Raw genomic sequence first — 17,907 nt, forward strand, 5'->3', positions numbered from 1 at the left:
CAGCGTTTGAGGCTCCTGTCTACTGCGTTATCGGCCTATCAGGTAGCGCAACTACCTATCAAAGCCTCTGCCTTGTATAAAGCATCCTCAAATCGCTGCAAAACAAACTTGAAAGGTCAACAGACCCTAGAGATAACCATTCAGGCCACAAAATTGCATTACTAACAGCTTGAGGGTGCTTTATTAGCAGTAACGCCTTGGTAACACGGCGCCCAAACGACTGAAAAACAATCCGCTCAGCACATGATGAGATAAAGCCCATCGTTGAATGATGTAGGTAAAAACTCTACGTGCCTAGGCAAAATAACAACATATCGATTAGCCAGTAGAAGGTTAAACCCTATTTGAATGAAATACTGGTATATCGCGATAAGGGAAAGGTCATGATTACCGTGAGCTTAAGGCGACAAACTGAGTTATTGCGGCAATGACTGTCACGCTTAGGCTGAACAGATCTCGGGGTTGAGTGATGCACCAATATAGTGCAACAATAGCGTTACTAGGATAAGTTGCTGTGCAATATTACTTTTTAATCATATGGACGGAGAGATGCAAACGATTCCGGAAACGGCAACCCTGCTCAACCATCAGGTCACCTCAGTATTGGTGATCGACCATCGACTAACGGCCAGTTACGCCAATGCAGCAGCAGCGCAACTGTTCGGGCTGGGTAGTCACAGGTTGCGACAAGCGCCACTGCCAGAAATGTGCGAACAGCTAGGCATGTCCACGATTCAGTTGGAGCGAGCGGTCAAAGAGCGCCAGAGTCTGACGGTCAATACAGCAACGCTTATCACCCTCGATGGCCGCCAGCATGCGGTGGATATCACCTTAGTACCGCTAGAGCTGGAAAATGCCGCCTCGCAGCAACCTCTGAGTTTACTTGAGCTACGTCAGGTCGATCAGCAGCGGCGTATTCACCAGCAACTGAGCCAAGATGCCCAGCAACAGGCCGCTCAGTATCTGGTACGCAACCTAGCCCATGAGATTAAAAATCCCCTTGGGGGACTGCGAGGCGCTGCACAACTGCTGGATCGGGAGTTGGCCGATCCCCAGCTGAAAGAATTTACCACCATGATCATTGAGCAGGCTGACAGATTGCGTAATCTGGTCGATCGGCTGCTGGGGCCACAAAAACCAACCCCCCATACACTGCACAGTATCCATGAAGTCACCGAAAAAGTGCTGCAGTTATTGGCGCTGACTCTGCCACAGAATATCCGTATTCAACGGGATTATGATCCCTCCATTCCGGATATCGCCATGGATGCCGATCAACTGCAGCAGGCGCTGCTCAATATTGTACAAAACGCTGTGCAAGCACTTGCTGGGCAGCGCGGGGAAATCCGTCTCCGTTCCCGCACGCAACATCAAGTCACCATTGGCAACATCCGCCATAAACTGGTGCTGGAATTGTCAGTTACAGACAATGGCCCTGGCATTCCCCCAGAGCTGATGGATACGCTGTTTTACCCCATGGTCACCGGGCGGGATGCGGGCTCAGGTCTGGGGCTGTCTATCGCCCACAATATTGCCCGGCTGCACGGAGGCCGCATTGATTGCACCTCCACCCCGGGCCACACCGAATTTACCCTGCTGCTGCCGGTACTGCAGCAGCCTGCATAAGGACACATCATGAGCGAACAGGTTTGGATCCTAGACGACGACAGTTCTATCCGCTGGGTTCTGGAACGCGCCTTGGCGGGCGCGGGGATCAGTTGCGCCAGTTTTGCTGCCGCTGAATCCCTGTGGCAAGCGTTGCAGATCAGCCAGCCCAAGGTAGTGATTTCCGATATCCGTATGCCGGGGACAGATGGGCTGACGCTGTTGGAGCGACTGCAACTGCATTACCCGCAGCTGCCGGTTATCATCATGACGGCTCACTCAGATTTAGACAGTGCCGTCAGCGCCTATCAGGCCGGGGCCTTTGAATATTTGCCCAAGCCCTTCGATATCGATGAGGCCATCGCCCTGACGGAACGGGCATTAAGTCATGTCACTGAGCAGAGCCAATCCCAACCACCGGAGCCTGAGGTAAAAACCCCAGAGATTATCGGTGAAGCCCCGGCAATGCAGGAAGTCTTTCGCGCCATCGGTCGACTATCACGCTCCTCTATCAGTGTGTTGATCAACGGCCAGTCCGGTACCGGCAAAGAACTGGTCGCTGGCGCACTGCATAAACACAGCCCTCGCAGAGATAAGCCTTTTATCGCCCTGAATATGGCCGCTATCCCCAAGGATTTGATTGAATCTGAGCTATTTGGCCATGAAAAGGGCGCGTTTACTGGCGCGTCTGCCGTGCGCCAAGGCCGTTTTGAACAGGCCAATGGGGGCACTTTATTTCTCGATGAAATCGGCGATATGCCACTGGACGTGCAAACTCGTCTACTGCGGGTGCTGGCCGATGGTCAGTTTTATCGGGTCGGGGGGCATTCGCCGGTACAGGTAGATGTACGCATTATTGCCGCGACCCATCAAGACTTAGAGCAGCGGGTTGCCGCAGGACATTTTCGGGAGGATCTGTTCCACCGCTTGAATGTGATCCGCATACATTTGCCGCCACTGGCGCAGCGACAGGAAGATATTCCCCAGTTGGCGAGTCATTTTCTTGCATCAGCTGCACGGGAAATGGGCGTAGAAGGAAAAATCTTAGGACGAGAGACAGCAGTTAAACTGCAACAGCTACCTTGGCCGGGTAATGTGCGGCAGCTGGAAAACACCTGCCGCTGGCTGACAGTGATGGCATCAGGCCAGGAAATTTTGCCTCAGGATCTGCCGCCAGAACTGTTACAGCCGCAAACTCAAGTCGATCACAATAGCGCCACGGCAGCGCCCCATTCCTGGCAAAGTGCCCTGCAACAAGAAGCCGAGCAGAGATTGCAGGCCGGTGAACTCGATTTGCTGACCGATATGCTGCCGCAATTTGAAAAAATCTTACTGGAAAGTGCCCTCAGTCATACCAAGGGCCATAAACAAGACGCGGCCAAATGCCTTGGCTGGGGTCGCAACACCCTGACCCGCAAGCTCAAGGATTTAGCGCTGGATTAAGCCACTAGCTCAATCATGGGTATTGACGGGATCCTGATGCACGATCACCTCGGCATTGGCGAAGGCGCCACGGATACGTTTTTCCGTGGTGTCAGCGATCTCGTGGGCTTCATTTAATGTCAGCAATCCATCTAGCTCCAGATGCAGCTGGATAAAAATCATCTTCCCGGAGCGGCGGGTACGTAAATCGTGATAGCCCTGCACCCGAGGATCGGCAACCGCTAAGGCCGCAATTTTCTGTCGTACATCCACATCTAACTCTCTATCCAGCAGCGACTGGGCACTGTCATAGGCCAGCTCTGTTGCCTGAAAACCAATGTAAATTGCAATCAACACCGCAAACAGACCATCGGCCCATAACCAACCGTAATGGGCCAGCACTAACGCCAACAACACCCCGGCATTTAAGAACAGATCAGATTTGTAATGCAGAGAATCTGCCGCCACCACAGTGCTACCGGTCGCAGCCAAGGCGCGTTTTTGCAGTATCACCAACCCCAAGGTCAGCGCAATCGCCACCACAGAAACCAAAATACCAATACCGGCATGTTGCAGCGGCTCAGGTTCGGCTAAGCGTTCAGCACCATGGATAAGCAGCAATAACGCTGAGCCCATAATAAAGGCTGACTGAGCCAGTGACGCTAAAGGCTCTGCTTTGCCATGGCCGTATCTGTGGTCTTTGTCAGCCGGGACAATGGCATAGCGCAGAGCCAGCAGATTGACAATGGATGCCAGTGCATCCGCGAAAGAGTCGGTAAGGGATGCCAGCATACTGGCGGAGTCAGAGTAGAGCCAAGCAAACAGCTTAATGGCAATCAGGGTCAGCGCCGTGGCCACCGAAGCGCGGCTGGCGAGTCTGACCCAAAAATCGTATTGGGAAGAGTCTGTCATAGAAGCAATCAGGGTAATTATCAGAATAAAATTTCAGCGCTAATAGTAACCCAATCGCCCGGGGGATAAATCAGCTTTTTTTACTCCGGTTAGGACAGTGTTCCATCCGCTGCTTGACGATCTGTTGTTGCTCTGGCGTCAGCAGGTTAAAGATTTTATTCTGGGTTTCTAACCGGGCTAAAGCATGCTGCTGCCGATACTGGTTATGTTGCGCCAGTAACTGCTCCGCCTGCTGCTGATCAAACTGTGGTGCTGTGATCAATGTCTGCCACTGCTGGCGGTGATGTTGCCGCTCATCGGCATCTGGTCGGGCGGCCTTAAATGCCTTGCGCTGCGCTTGTTTTAGCGCCTTAATCTCGCTGCGCTGCGCCTCAGTCAAATCCAGCCCGCGATAGAGGCCCCGTCCAGTCATGCCGCATCCTGTGTGCCGCCCCATATGACCATGGCCGCCATGATGATAACCCCGCCCTTCACGCTGATAATGACCATTATCACCATTACCGCCATGGTATCCATGACCAGCAAAAGCCGGTACAGAAAAGAGTGTCAGGCCAGTCAAAGCGGCCAATGTCAGGGTTTTTACCTTTCTGAGCGTCATATTATTTACCTTTAAGCTAGGAGGTCAGGAGTTGCTGTTCAGTGTACGGCGCGCAACGTAAGAGAGGGTTTAGCTAAGGTAAATCTCTGTAAAGGCAGCTGATCTTTACGTTGCCTTACAATCACTGACTGCAGTTGACTGGAAAAAATGTATACTGCTCAGGCAATAATCAGGCGAGGATGCAAATGAACCGGATTCTGTTAATCGATGATGATTTAGGGCTGTCAGAACTGCTGGGACAACTGTTGGAGCTAGAGGGATTTCGGCTCACCATTGCCCATGATGGCCAAAGTGGGCTGGATATGGCGCTGGGCTGTGATTTTGATTTGATCCTGCTTGATGTAATGCTACCTAAACTCAATGGTTTTGAGGTACTCAAAGCCCTGCGACTGCATAAACAGACGCCAGTCATGATGCTGACGGCTAAAGGCGATGAAATCGACCGGGTGGTGGGGCTGGAAATCGGCGCCGATGACTACTTGCCCAAACCTTTCAACGACCGGGAGCTAGTTGCCCGGGTTCGCGCGATTATCCGTCGCTCCGGCCTAACGATTCAAGAACTGCAATCCCCTCATGGTTTGCGGCATGGGGATTTACTGTTGGATCAAGCCCGCCAAGAAGCCTACTGCAATGATCAATTACTGTTGCTCACCAGCACGGAGTTTAGCCTGCTTTGCGCACTGGCTGATAATGCCGGTGAACTGATGACCAAAGAGGCGCTCAGCGAGCTGGTATTAGGCAAAAAACTGATGCCGTTTGACCGCTCGCTGGATATGCATCTGTCCAATCTGCGCAAGAAACTGCCGCCAAGGGATGATGGCCGCCCCCGGGTGAAAACCCTGCGGGGTAAAGGCTATATCTGGATCCCCTAATGGCACGCATCTTCAGCGCCAATCGCATTTTTATCAAGCTACTGCTGGGGTTCTGGCTTTGCAGCTCCTTGATTATTGCCCTGGTGGCTTTGTTGCCTCTGCTACAGCAAAACTATGATCGCGCCCCGCTGCCGGCCAAACTAGAACAGGTACTCGCCCGCAGCGCCAAACAGTTGCAAGACAATGCGGCCGCCCATCCGGAAAAACTGCTGCGCTGGCAGGGCCACCGTCATGGTGGCAATAAACATATGCGGTTATTTTTGACCGATGAAGAGGGACGGTTGCTCAATGGCCGCCGCAACTCCCGCACCATGCGCCATTTTATGCTGATGGCCGAAGAGGCTGGCCACCCTATCAGCCACCAATTTCGCGATGATCTGATGTTCGGCCCCTATCAATTTGCCATCAATGGTAACCATTATGCCTTGTGGGGCAGGTTACCGGCGCGCCATCCTCGCCCTTGGTTCCTGTTTTTAGCCGACAATATTATGCTGACGTTGGGGCTGGCCATCGCGCTATCTGGGCTGATCTGCGCTCTGCTAGCCTGGCATCTGGGCAAGCCGTTGCGGCAACTAAAACAAAGCGCCGATGCCCTGGCGAATGGTGAACTGGGCTGCAGGGTGAATGAACAAACTTGTCGTCGGGGTGATGAGATAGGCCAGCTGGCTAATGCCTTTAATGCCATGGCCGATGCCATTGAACAGACCATGCATAGCCAGCAGCGGCTAATCAGTGATGTATCCCATGAACTACGTACCCCGCTGACCCGACTACAACTGGCGCTAGCACTAGCCCGCAAACAGGGGCTGGAGGGAAAAGAGCTGTCGCGCATCGGTTATGAAGCGGAGCAGCTGGAGTTATTGATCAGCGAATTACTGGAACTATCCCGGGTAAAGAACCGCGACTTGGACAAAATGAAAGTCTATGAGCTAGCTGAAACCCTCAGTCAGGTGTTGGATGATGCTGAATTTGAAGCAGAGCAACAACATAAACAGTTAACCATTATCTTACCGGAAGATCTCTGTCTGCCCCATCATCCCCGCAGCCTGTCCCGGGCGATCGAAAACCTGCTGCGCAATGCTATCCGTTATGCCGACAGTCATATTCGGCTCAGCGCAGTACAGCAAGGCAAGCATATCAATATTGTGATTGAAGATGATGGCCCCGGGATCGATGCCAGCGAATTGGAAGCCATTTTTCGTCCCTTCTACCGTCCCCATACCGCAAGGGAAAGGGAGAGCGGCGGCTGGGGACTGGGGCTGGCCATCACCCAAGCGGCCGTTACAGCCCACCGAGGTACGATTAGTGCCGCCAACCGACCACAGGGTGGCTTGATGATTCGTATCAGCCTGCCGTGTTGACCAACTGCGTCATCTCAGCAAACAGCACTTGTTGTAGTTTGGCATCATCCGGTACTCGCTGCTCTGATTGCCCCAATAACTGCAACAGGGCATAACAGAACTGTCGGTAAAGTGCCAAATCAGCAAAATCCCGTCCGGCATCATCCGTATTGATCAATGTGCCACGAATAAAGCCCGACACTAACTCAGTTCTGTCATATCCCTCTAACTCACCAATCTGCTGGATCAGCGTTCGATTCCACTGCTCATAGGCATCATATTGGTGCCGAAATGCCGCCGCATGCACGGCTGTGGCCTGAGTCAGCAAGGTTTGATTCGGCATAATGCGGCCAATGACAAAACAGCGTTGTTGCAGCATCGTTTTTAGCCGGCGACTGTGGTGATACAGAAAGCAGGCCAGCGGCACGGTAAACTCTTCACTGTCACGCTGCGCCGCCATATTCCACTGGCGGTAACAATCAGTGGCAATGGCCACAGGTAAATCTGCTTCGGTTGGGAAATGATTATAAACCGTCCCGCGAGAGATCTGACTGGCATGCACTAACTGAGCCCGGGTTAAGGCGAAAGTTTTGTGCCCCTCCAGACAGCGCTGCGCGGCGGCAATAAGAAAGGCTTCTCGCTGTTCCCAGCTGCTCATAGTGTTCAGATCCCATCAAGGTAAAGCCCACCGGCGGCGACTTTATCTGCTAGTTTTTTTGCGCGATAATCATAACACGATAATCAGTGCCTTCTTGCTATGACCTGCCTGCCCCTGCTGGAACAGTTTCTTCATCTTTGCCGCTCCGCCAGCCAAGCTAGCGGGCCAGTTAATCTAGCTGCGCTACCTGACAGCAGCGCCGCAGCTCAAACTATGGCCGAACTGTCTCAGCGTCTCGGTCAGCCAATCATCCAGTCCGATACCCCACTTTGGCAACTGACGGATGCCGGGAAAGCCCTTTATTGCTATGCCGCAGTCATGCAGCGGTATAGCGGCAATAAACAGGCGCAGGAAAATGGGAGTGATAAGGTGCATTGGAATACTGAGCGTCATACATTGCGTCTTGGGGTACCAACAGATTATATCAGCCGCTATCTCAACACTGGACTACTGCAATTTATCCGCGAATTTACCCCAATGAAATTGGTTATCGATACTGATGTCAGTGGCAATCTATTCAAACGGCTGAAACAGGGCACTTTTGATATGATTATTGCCACTCACTGGCAAGCCCAGCCTGATGGCGATAAATTGTTTGAACGCCGTTTTCATTGGGTAGCGGCAGCCAACAGCCAATTATTGCAAAGCCCTGTACTGCCTATTGCACTGTATCCGGAAAACTGCCCTATCCGTGCTCAGGTCTTTGCCAACCACAGTATCAACCAGCCACCGCTTAATATCGTACTTTCCTCGCCCTCTCCATTGGCACTGTGCGAAGCTGTCACTCAAGATATTGCTATTGCCCCAGTGGCAGCATTTCGCATCACGGATGCCATGCAAATTCTCAATCCGGCACAATTTGGTCTGCCGCAACTACCGGTTTTTAATGAAGCTGTGTATCTGACGGATATCGACAACAAACAGACGGCGACACCGCGCTATGCTGCCCTGAAGCTGTTGCGGGATCTGTTTAAAGCTAACAGTCAGCTGTTAGGCGAACAATGCCCTCTGATGGATTGATAAGCCCTATCTTGCTTTCGCTTTACCTTCGAGTCCTTGGTGCAACGAGCCTAGCGAGTACTTCGTGGTCGTTATCTTTTGATTGTTCTAGCTAATCAATACAAAACACGCCCCTTTACCACCACGGCGAATATGGCACAGCCATATGCTTATGAGCGAGAGCCAAGGATTGGCGAACTGGCTTTTTAACCGGGATGTTATTGGGCGCGAAGATACACGAAGAAAAGCAATAAGCACGGCAGAAACTCAATGCCTTACCTTGCTGTTGTTTTACCTTCGAGTCCTTAGTGCAACGAGCCTAGCGAGTACTTCGTGGTCGCCATCTTTTGATTGTTCTAGCTTATCAATACAAAACATGCCCCTCTACCACCACGGCGAATATGGCACAGCCATATGCTTATGAGCGAGAGCCAAGGATTGGCGAACTGGCTTTTTAACAGGGATGTTATTGGGCGCGAAGATGCACAAAGAAAAGCAATAATAACGGCAGAAATTCAATTTCTTACCTTGCTGTTGTTTTACCTTCGAGTCCTTGGTGCAATGAGCCTAGCGAGTACTTCGTAGTCGTCATCTTTTGATTGTTCTAACTCATCAATACAAAGCACAAGGAAGAAAATCCTGTTATCCATCACAACAGTAAATCAGCGCTCGACTCAACAAGGCGAAAACATAGCAGAGAAATTCAAAAAACATCATCTCCACACAGTCCAAATGTAATAAAAATATTTCCTAACATGTATTAAATAATATCTCTGATGGATAATCTCAGCTTAAAAACAGCCAGAAAATTAACATAACCCGGGTTAATTTAATTCATATTATTGTGGTAAAAATACTATTTTGGAATTGATTCCAAAATATTAACTCGCGCATATTAATTGAATATTCATCACGTTCAATATTATGGGAATTAGAGATATTCAATATCAATAGTATTGAATATCGCGTGTCTGCGGAAATAGTAATAGCACAAATATAAATATAAAAAAGCCGGAACAAGGTCCGGCTTTTTTATCAATGGGGAAAAAGTACAATTACAGCTTTACTAATACTCGGCCAGTAACCTGTCCCTTGATAATATTGGCAGCATACTCAGGAACTTGCTCTAGACCAATAGTTTCACACGCTTGCTGGTAAAAACTTTCCGGCAGCAGCGCCAATACCCGATCCCAAGCGGCTTTACGCTGTTCAAATGGGCAATAGACTGAATCTACACCCTGCAGACGAACACCACGTAGAATAAATGGCATTACCGTTGTTGGCAGGGCAAAACCGCCCGCCAAACCACAAGCTGCGGCCACAGCGCCATATTTCATCTGGGACAACGCTGTTGCCAATACCTTGTTACCAACAGTATCCACTAAGCCAGCCCAGAGCTGTTTGTCCAACGGACGCGCTTCCCGATCCAGCTCACTGCGATCTAATACTTCAGCGGCACCAAGGGATTTCAGTAATTCACCGTTTTGCTCAACACGACCACTGCTCGCCACCACGTGATAACCCAGTTTTGCCAATAGCGTCACAGCAACAGAGCCCACTCCACCACTGGCACCAGTTACCAGCACAGGGCCATCTTCTGGCTTCACACCGCCTTCAACCAAGGCATCCACACACAGCATGGCGGTCAAACCTGCGGTGCCGATCTGCATGGCTTTAACTTCATCACAATCGGCAGGCATAGGCACCAACCAGTCCGCTTTAAAGCGGGCTTTTTCTGCCATGCCACCCCAGTGGCCTTCCCCCACACCCCAGCCAGTCAGCAATACTTTATCCCCTGGCTGATAGCGAGCATCACTGGACTCCAGTACCGTACCGGCGCAGTCAATACCTGGAACCATAGGGAAACGGGTCACAACCCGACCGGCTCCGGTCACGGCCAGGCCATCTTTGTAGTTCAATGAACTGCAGGCAACATCAACCAGAACTTCACCTTCAGGTAAATTGGCAATATCCAGGGAAGTGATTTCAGCGATGGTCTTTTTTTCCTGCTGAGTCAGCACGATAGCTTTTACCATAAATAAACTCTCTTAACGCCAGGGGAAATAATATTTCTCGTCATCATATGATGACACAGAAAATATTATCCAACTTTAAAACTTGCATTAGTCTAATACCGAATTATCTTTACCAGCAAGGTTATTTCAGTAAAAACTAAATTAATCTAATTGATATGCATCAATTGCAATAAAATAAAACAGCTGCTGCACATTAGCCCAAAATGAAATAATAAAGCAAGCATACTACCAGTGCTTCGCTGCCCGTCTTAATGGTGCCTAATGTAACAAAGTTGTAGTGTTATTGAATCTAACAAGTCATCGTATTCCACTGTAGCAAGTATACTGATAATCGATGAATGAAGCAGACAGTTGCCCCAATTCAGGCCACAACTGATATAATCCAGCGACCAAAATTTATTCATATATCCTTATGTTCCATATCGCCCTCTATGAGCCGGAAATCGCTCCCAATACCGGCAATATTATGCGTCTGTGTGCTAACAACGGCTGTCAGCTGCATTTGATTGAACCACTTGGCTTTGATCTTGAAGAGAAAAAGCTACGCCGCGCCGGACTAGACTACCGGGATATGGCCCATGTCACCCGGCATAAGGATTTTGCGGCATTTTTAACTGCCATGCAGGGCAAACGCATTATGGCCTGCACCACCAAGGGCAGCCGCCCCCATTCAGAATTACAGTATCAAGCCGACGATGTGCTGTTATTTGGCCCGGAAACCCGTGGCCTGCCAATGGATATTATTAATGCGACTCCAACTGAGCAGCGGCTAAAAATTCCTATGGTGCCAGATAGTCGCAGTCTCAATTTATCCAATGCTGTTGCTATCATCAGCTATGAAGCCTGGCGACAATTGGGCTATGCCGGCGCAGTCGGCCTGTAGCAGACGACAGAGCGGCATTGATGCAAAAAGGGCTTTACGCGTTCCTACGTAAAGCCCTTTTGGTATCTTGTATATATGGATCAGTTGCCGCTAGGCTTGGGCTGCATATCAATACCGCGGACAAAAACAAAGCCATCGGTGTCGCTATCAAGAAACTGCACCTGTTGCAGCCATTGCCATCCCTTGCGACGCTTATCGAATCTCAGTTGAATCAATGCTGGACGATTATGTACTTTACCCTCCCCCAGTAAAGAGAACCCCTGAGGTTTGCGATAAAGCGTAAATATCCTGGTACTGGGGTCATCATTCCCATTATGGTAAGTCAGCAATACATCCTTTCCGTGCTGGCGAAACCACCAAGTTTCACTAGCTGCAGATGAACCACCTGGAATCACCGTCATATACAACTGTCGTCGGTCGGCGGAACACATACCATCAACCCGGGCCTTTTTCGGTTTTTTCTGATCACTGATGGCGGAATAACCACGCCACTGCCCAGCCATTGCTTCACAAAAACTGGCCAAGGATATTTTCTCTGCTGCTGCCGGCATTGCCACCAACCAAGACAGCACCAATGCTTTAGAAAAGTTCCACATCATCGTTAGGCTCAATATAGTCAGTTCGATACAGTTCCAACGCCTCATGCAGTGGCGTCCCCTGAATCACCAAATCAAACATCTTGCGTTCACAATCGAGGGAGTAATTGGTTTTTATCTGGGTCTGAATATTTTTCCAGGCCTGCGGCTTAAGGCGGCGCTGCTCATCACTAAGAATTTCTTCTGTGAGTGCCAACACATTGACCACATGCTCAAGCCGCTGAGACAGGCGATCATAAAACTGAAATGCCACCACCCCTTCATTGATTTTCGACTCCAATTGTTGACCATGGGCCAAGATCTCTGTTGGAGTATCTGGTTCACTCTGTAGATGGTGGTTCATCTTGCGCAGATGCTCTGCCATTTCGGTGAACTGCTGCCCAAGTCCGGTGACATTATGATCGCCATCGGTCAGGGTCAGTTCAATCTGAGCCATAGACAGCAGTAGCAATTTGACTGTCTCATGGATATGGATCCAATCCACCGGCTGATTTCCTGCCGGAGTTACGTTAGCAGCCGCCATCCCTGTCGGGTGCAAATTCAAATCTGTCATGCGCCATTCCCTGTCTATTGCACTTATTACTTTGGCTCTAGCTAAGCCAAAGTAATAAGTGTAGAACACTTCTGTCAGGGCGCTGACAAGAATAAATCACTAAAAACTACCCCTTAGGCTTGTGCAGAAGCACCACATCTGTCCCCGCCGGAATAAGCTGCCAACCCAACTCATCCGCCAACCACTGAAAAGTCGTCATGGCATAAAAGCAGATATGAGTTGGATCATTTTTATAGTGCCAACGGGCAAATGCGTTCTTATCCTGTACCCGCTTCGTCATCACGGCTAACAAGCCATCGGGCAGCAGCATGGTATCGAGCTGACGTACTAAAGCCGCTGCATCAGCAATATGCTCGATAACCTCCGTCATGAGAATCAACTGATACTGTTGCTGTAGTAATGTCGACTCAGGATGGTAATAGAGATCATAATTAGCCAGCGTAATGCCATCAGCCGCAGCAATGCGGCTCATTACTGCGCCTTCACCACAACCAAAATCTAAGCCGCTAATCGTTGTCAGGTTATCGCCTCGGGCTTGAAACCAAGCGAATACAGGATCCCAACAACGGCGTAAAAAGCGGATATAACCAGCATCTGCGGCATGGTTATCGTGCTTGTCATACTCAGCTTTTTCATCACAGCAACTTAAATGGTACTGCGGCGGCACACTCACCAGATGACAACAGGGACACTGCATATAATGGCGGCGCTTATCTTCAGCAAAAGGCTTTAAGGTCGCATAGTGACATAATGGACAGGGGGATGGACGGGACACGGCTCCTCCAAAAAAATCTATCAGCCGCTGCCAAAAGCGGCGGTAAACTCAGGGTTAAACAGGGATCAATGTTGTTGACTGGTGCTGACTGGCTCGGGATGACCGGTGCGAGGCGCGATTTTGTTTTGTTGCTGCGCGGCCTGTTTTGCCTGACGCAAATAGCGCTGCTCCCGATCGGCTCGCTGTTGAAATTGCAATCTGGCTTTATCCTGCTGCTGCGACTGCCACGCCCTTTTTGAATGAGTCGGTGCCTGCTGGCGGGACAGCACTTTCTGCTCCCGCCTAACAGTGGCCTGCGCTGCCTGACGGGCTTTTTGCAGTTGCTCCTGTAACTGCTCAGACTGCCATGGCTGCGCCTCACCGCCATGACGGTTCTGAGATGTGTCAGCAGCATAGCCAACTGACAATCCAGACGTTAACACAACCACAGAGATAATGGCGGTACTAAAACACTTAAAGCATGTCTGATAACGAATGCGGCGCGTGCGGTAGCTGATCATCATCCCGTCCTTGGATACCATCAAAAATACGACAACGATTATTAAAACAGTTTTGTTGCCAGAATAGGACAAAATCTTTGGCTGCTAATGGCTTGGCATAGAGATACCCTTGTTGGAAACATACGCCTTTTTCCAGAAGGGCCTGGGATTGAGCTTGGGTTTCCACCCCTTCAGCAATAATTTCCAGATTCAGAGTACGGGCCATTTGCAGATAGGCATCCAACACTTGGCTTTTATTGGCAGAAAACATCAAGGTATCGACAAACAATTTGTCGATTTTCATAACATCGATATGCAATTCCTGCAGATACGATGCGCCGCCATAGCCAGTACCGGCATCATCCAACTCCACGCAGATACCTAATGCCCGGAAACGGGCAATCGTTGCCTGCGCCTTGGCTAAATCCCGCAGCGGCAAGCGCTCTGTTATTTCCAATGCCAATTGATGACAAGGGAACCCATCCCGGGCCAAACGTTCCAAATGGTCAACAAACTCATCATTTTCCAGATGCTCTGGCACCAAATTAATGCTGCAGCGGAAATTATCCGCCTGGGCTAAAATCTCAGCTAAATCCTTTGGCATACGCTCCAGTATATCCAGCGTCACCTCGGTGATCAGCTCACTTTGTTCTAGCTCACTGATAAAGCGTCCGGGTTTTTCTATTGTGCCATCTTCTTTTATCCAGCGGATCAATGCTTCTGCGGCAATAACCTGCCCGGTAGAGACATCGACGATCGGCTGATAAAACGCCTTTAATTCTTTATTTTTAGCCGCCCTGTACAGCTGGAAGCCCATACTGAGCCGGGCTTTGAAGATGGCTTTAATCAGGTAAAAACACAGCACAAAAAAGATGGTATAAACCGGCAGGAATAAAATCCCCAAATGCCAGGCCGTTTTATATACCCGCTGCATATCCAATGCAGAGCGGATATAAATTGGGTAGCGGTAACTGTAAGTAATAATATGACGGGCATCGCTATCATCAAACTGCCCAATGGAGAACACCTCGTCCCCATTAGTTAGCCGCAATTCAATTTTTCTACTGGCCATAGATGAGGGTTGGAAAAACGAATAGCTTTCCGCTTTGGGCATTCTCACCGTGCTAATGTTTTCTCGCCCAAAATAAGCCAAAAACAAACTGGACTGCTTACGCCCATGCCTATGGTAGGTCGCCATAGTCAAAATCATCTTGTCCCGCCCCGGGAGGGCAACATAATGGGCATGCTGATTGGGCGGCACATCAAAACGCACTGGCCCCATTAATGAGCAATACAACCAAGGCTTACCATCTAAACGGCGCATCAAAAACAACCCACCATTTAAGTGCTGGTACAGGTATTGCCGTAATAGGTGCTGACCCTGAGCATCGCATGTGTGGAAATCCAGCTTATCCAACTGCTTCACATTTATGATGGCATCATCAATCTCATGCTCGGTAAAATTGAGGATATGCTTGGCATCTTGCTTCACCTCGTTGGCTACTTTCCAGTAGGCATAACTGAATACGCAGACAAATGAGAGAAAAAATGCCATCAAGCTGGCAAACAGCAAGGCATATTTACCGGTTCGATTAACCGAGGAGAAAAGCTGATTCACACTGAAAAACCTGTTGGTTACATCCCAGCCGAAGTGGCTAGTTATACGATTAAATCCTGTCCCTGCTCAATGAACATTAACTATGTATCAAAAAAACATTAGGTAATGTGTGATAAACATCAGTCATGCCAAATGTAGGCATCTTTTCCTACCTTGCCATAATCAATACGCTTAGATAATTAAGACGTTGAATAGCGCTGGCGTACTAACGCTGGCATTGCCGCCAACCTGTGCTCAATCAGTGCATCAAAGGCTCGGAATAACGGAGCAACTGACAAAGCAGGTTCCAACTGGGCCAAACAGTAAGCCGTTGCTTCCAAGGTTGATAAGCTATCTGGCCGACTGGCCTTACGGATAGTGTAACGCCCTTGTATCTCCTCCCCAAGATGCAGCGCTGGCAATTGTTGCAACCAAGGATTGAGCTTGAACATTTTCAGCGCCTTGCGCCAAGTTGCATCCAATAAAACCAGTGTTAGTGGCCCCTGGTCATCACAGCATGCCGTCACTGATGCAGCCGGCTCGCTCTGCGCTGATGGATACAAAAGATAAACCCTGTCACGCTGGCTGAGCTCAGCTCGAATCGCGGCAAAATCATCGGCACTTTCCCCTAAATAAACCTGCGCCTGCGGTAATACCCGGCGCAACAATCGCACACTGTTTTTAGCATGTTTAGCTTCTGCTGGATGTTGCAAAATGACCACCTGAGTCTGACTGACGATGGGGTCAATATGGGCACATAAACAGGCATTTTCCGGATAGTCACAAGCCAGGCAGTGACGGCGTTTACTCATGGGAATTATCAAAGCGGTGTACAGACGGGCAGTATACCAGCCACAGCATCTGCTCGCCCGGGATTTCCCAGGAAAATTCAATCACACTCGCTGCAGCATTATCTTCGCCACTAACCCCAGCCCCTAGGGTCTGTTGACGTTTCGTGATTAAATTTTGTTCGAGATAAAAGCGTTTTAATCGCGGCGAGTGGTTTGCCGCCTAGTTATTCTAAGCAAAAACCGCTCAACAAAGAGTAAAACGCTTTTAGCCGAACCCTGCGGGCAGCGTTTGAGGCTCCTTTCTACTGCGTTATCGGCTTATCAGGTAGCAAAACTACCCATCAAAGCCTCTGCCTTGTATAAAGAACCCTCAAATCGCTGCAAAAACAAACTCGAAAGGTCAACAGACCCTAGAAACAACAATGGCCGCCTTTAGGCAGCCATTGGAGCAATAAGAAAGATAATTATCTCATCAATCAGTTAGCTGATTTAATTGAGTGATGGTTCACTGTGCCAGTGGGCAAAACGTTTCAGCATCATAATCGCCAAAAAAATCACTGCCATAATCACCATCATCAAGCCAACAGCCTCCGGCGCAGGCAAACTGGTTTGTTGCAGCAGCGCCGCCATCACTGACGCGCCACTCATCTGAATACAACCTAACATAGCCGCAGCAGTCCCAGCACGGTCACCAAAAGGTGCCAATGCCATAGAGGTGGCAGGGCCAAGTAGCAGAGCAAAACCGGCACACAACAGCATCATCGGCAGCATATAGCACAAGGCACCAATCAAGCCTTGATGGCCAGCAATATAGTACAGCGCCAACTCTAATAACCCGGCGACTAACATCAGCCCCTGGGCGACCATCACAGTGCGGCGATTCCCCAGACGGCGGATCACCTGCGGAGCGGTAAAACAAGCCGCAATATTGATACAGGCATTAAGGCCGAACAGCGCCGTAAAACTCAGTTCATTCATCCCCAAATGATCAATCAACCACACAGATGAATAAGACACATAACTGAGAATCGCGCCCATGGCGGCCATACAGGTCAGGGCATAAAACATAAAGTGACTGTTCGCCAATACCGGCCGGTAACGGCCCCAACGGTATAGCGGGCCAGAAGTGTCAGTATCAGCCGGCCGAGTTTCTTGAAAACGCAAGGTAATGACCAGCAGCATGATCAAGCCAAAGATAGACATAAACATAAAGTTGGAGCGCCAACCAAACTGCAACGCCAACAAACCGCCCAAAGTCGGGGCCAAAGCCGGCACCACACAAATAGCGCCATTAAGATAGCTGTAAATTTTACTGCTTTCTTTCGGGCTGTAGCAGTCACGTACAGCACTGAATACCACAATAGAGGACGCGCAAGCGGCTAGCCCTTGCAACACGCGAGCCCACTGCATAACAGCAAAATCCTGCGCCAAAGCAGCCAGAGCACTAGACAGGGTATACAGTACGACACCAGCCAAAACCACTGGTCGGCGACCGAATCTGTCTGTCAGCGGCCCAATCACTATCTGCCCCACCCCCATCGCAAACAAAAACAGGGCAATGGTGGACTGCACTTCACTGGCCGAAACCGAAAAATCTTTCGCCATCGCAGGCATGGAAGGCAGGTATATATCAATCGCCAATGGGCTAAATAGCACCATCAGCATCAGCAGCGGCAATAATCCGGGTCGCATAATCATCTCAGGTAAAACAAAAAAAGAAGGAAGGGTGTTACAGCGAGTATTTTACGCCGGATGAGGTATGAGCAGAAATGATATATATTCCAGAGAGAA

17 protein-coding genes are annotated in these 17,907 nt (G+C 49.8%); 6 read left to right on the forward strand and 11 right to left on the reverse strand.

All coding sequences use genetic code 11. The features are described 5' to 3' along the window. Nucleotides 1–549 precede the first annotated feature (549 nt). A complete protein-coding gene (gene glnL / locus NFHSH190041_RS17820) occupies nt 550–1,626 on the forward strand; it encodes a nitrogen regulation protein NR(II) (protein WP_261923050.1) in 1,077 nt (358 codons plus the stop codon). Between the two features lie 9 nt (nt 1,627–1,635). After that, nucleotides 1,636–3,048 (forward strand): nitrogen regulation protein NR(I), encoded by a 1,413-nt coding sequence (gene glnG / locus NFHSH190041_RS17825; RefSeq protein ID WP_261923051.1) that lies wholly within the window; start codon nt 1,636–1,638, stop codon nt 3,046–3,048. 9 nt (nt 3,049–3,057) lie between these two features. Here glnG and NFHSH190041_RS17830 read toward each other — a convergent pair whose 3' ends face one another. Both NFHSH190041_RS17830 and NFHSH190041_RS17835 read right to left on the reverse strand, forming a co-directional pair. Continuing rightward, nucleotides 3,058–3,939, reverse strand: a complete 882-nt coding sequence (locus tag NFHSH190041_RS17830; RefSeq protein ID WP_261923052.1) for a cation diffusion facilitator family transporter — start codon at nt 3,937–3,939, stop codon at nt 3,058–3,060. A gap of 70 nt (nt 3,940–4,009) precedes the next feature. After that, entirely contained in the window at nt 4,010–4,537 is a 528-nt protein-coding gene (locus NFHSH190041_RS17835) for a Spy/CpxP family protein refolding chaperone (RefSeq protein WP_261923053.1), read from the reverse strand. Between the two features lie 185 nt (nt 4,538–4,722). Here NFHSH190041_RS17835 and NFHSH190041_RS17840 point away from each other — a divergent pair, with 185 nt between their 5' ends. Further along, a complete protein-coding gene (locus NFHSH190041_RS17840) occupies nt 4,723–5,409 on the forward strand; it encodes a response regulator (RefSeq protein ID WP_261923054.1) in 687 nt (228 codons plus the stop codon). Continuing rightward, complete coding sequence (locus NFHSH190041_RS17845) at nt 5,409–6,770, forward strand: ATP-binding protein (RefSeq protein ID WP_261923055.1); 1,362 nt, start codon at nt 5,409–5,411, stop codon at nt 6,768–6,770. The genes NFHSH190041_RS17840 and NFHSH190041_RS17845 overlap by 1 nt, the downstream gene beginning before the upstream one ends. Here the strand turns inward: NFHSH190041_RS17845 and NFHSH190041_RS17850 are convergent. Then, nucleotides 6,754–7,407: a TetR/AcrR family transcriptional regulator gene (locus NFHSH190041_RS17850; RefSeq protein WP_261923056.1), complete on the reverse strand. Its 654-nt coding sequence runs from the start codon at nt 7,405–7,407 to the stop codon at nt 6,754–6,756. The two genes, NFHSH190041_RS17845 and NFHSH190041_RS17850, sit on opposite strands and share 17 nt — an antisense overlap. Before the next feature lie 99 nt (nt 7,408–7,506). On the opposite strand from NFHSH190041_RS17850, the gene NFHSH190041_RS17855 reads away from it, so the two are divergent. Beyond that, nucleotides 7,507–8,427 (forward strand): LysR family transcriptional regulator, encoded by a 921-nt coding sequence (locus NFHSH190041_RS17855; RefSeq protein WP_261923057.1) that lies wholly within the window; start codon nt 7,507–7,509, stop codon nt 8,425–8,427. 1,034 nt (nt 8,428–9,461) lie between these two features. Here NFHSH190041_RS17855 and NFHSH190041_RS17860 read toward each other — a convergent pair. Further along, entirely contained in the window at nt 9,462–10,442 is a 981-nt protein-coding gene (locus tag NFHSH190041_RS17860) for an MDR family oxidoreductase (RefSeq protein ID WP_261923058.1), read from the reverse strand. A gap of 412 nt (nt 10,443–10,854) precedes the next feature. On the opposite strand from NFHSH190041_RS17860, the gene trmL reads away from it, so the two are divergent. Next, nucleotides 10,855–11,325 carry a tRNA (uridine(34)/cytosine(34)/5-carboxymethylaminomethyluridine(34)-2'-O)-methyltransferase TrmL gene (trmL, locus tag NFHSH190041_RS17865; RefSeq protein WP_261923059.1) on the forward strand — a complete coding sequence of 157 codons (471 nt, stop codon included), beginning with the start codon at nt 10,855–10,857 and terminating at the stop codon, nt 11,323–11,325. Nucleotides 11,326–11,405: 80 nt separating this feature from the next. Here the strand turns inward: trmL and NFHSH190041_RS17870 are convergent, their stop codons facing one another. The 7 genes from NFHSH190041_RS17870 to NFHSH190041_RS17905 all read right to left on the reverse strand — a co-directional run bounded on the left by NFHSH190041_RS17870 (nt 11,406) and on the right by NFHSH190041_RS17905 (nt 17,808). Further along, the gene (locus NFHSH190041_RS17870; protein ID WP_261923060.1) at nt 11,406–11,924 is read right to left on the reverse strand and encodes a hypothetical protein; all 519 of its coding nucleotides are present in this window, start codon (nt 11,922–11,924) and stop codon (nt 11,406–11,408) included. Continuing rightward, nucleotides 11,905–12,474, reverse strand: a complete 570-nt coding sequence (locus tag NFHSH190041_RS17875) for a hypothetical protein (protein WP_261923061.1) — start codon at nt 12,472–12,474, stop codon at nt 11,905–11,907. The genes NFHSH190041_RS17870 and NFHSH190041_RS17875 overlap by 20 nt, the downstream gene beginning before the upstream one ends. 106 nt (nt 12,475–12,580) lie before the next feature. Next, on the reverse strand, nt 12,581–13,249 hold the full coding sequence (locus tag NFHSH190041_RS17880; RefSeq protein ID WP_261923062.1) for a class I SAM-dependent methyltransferase: 669 nt from the start codon (nt 13,247–13,249) through the stop codon (nt 12,581–12,583). A gap of 65 nt (nt 13,250–13,314) precedes the next feature. Beyond that, nucleotides 13,315–13,749, reverse strand: a complete 435-nt coding sequence (locus tag NFHSH190041_RS17885) for a hypothetical protein (protein WP_261923063.1) — start codon at nt 13,747–13,749, stop codon at nt 13,315–13,317. After that, on the reverse strand, nt 13,703–15,346 hold the full coding sequence (locus tag NFHSH190041_RS17890) for an EAL domain-containing protein (protein WP_261923064.1): 1,644 nt from the start codon (nt 15,344–15,346) through the stop codon (nt 13,703–13,705). The genes NFHSH190041_RS17885 and NFHSH190041_RS17890 overlap by 47 nt, the downstream gene beginning before the upstream one ends. Nucleotides 15,347–15,525: 179 nt before the next feature. Continuing rightward, nucleotides 15,526–16,137, reverse strand: coding sequence for a tRNA-uridine aminocarboxypropyltransferase (locus tag NFHSH190041_RS17895; RefSeq protein ID WP_261923065.1), 612 nt, complete (start codon nt 16,135–16,137; stop codon nt 15,526–15,528). Between the two features lie 468 nt (nt 16,138–16,605). After that, nucleotides 16,606–17,808 (reverse strand): multidrug effflux MFS transporter, encoded by a 1,203-nt coding sequence (locus NFHSH190041_RS17905; protein ID WP_261923067.1) that lies wholly within the window; start codon nt 17,806–17,808, stop codon nt 16,606–16,608. Between the last annotated feature and the right edge of the window lie 99 nt (nt 17,809–17,907).

Origin of the sequence: Shewanella sp. NFH-SH190041 (assembly GCF_024363255.1) — a bacterium.
Taxonomy (GTDB): domain Bacteria; phylum Pseudomonadota; class Gammaproteobacteria; order Enterobacterales; family Shewanellaceae; genus Shewanella.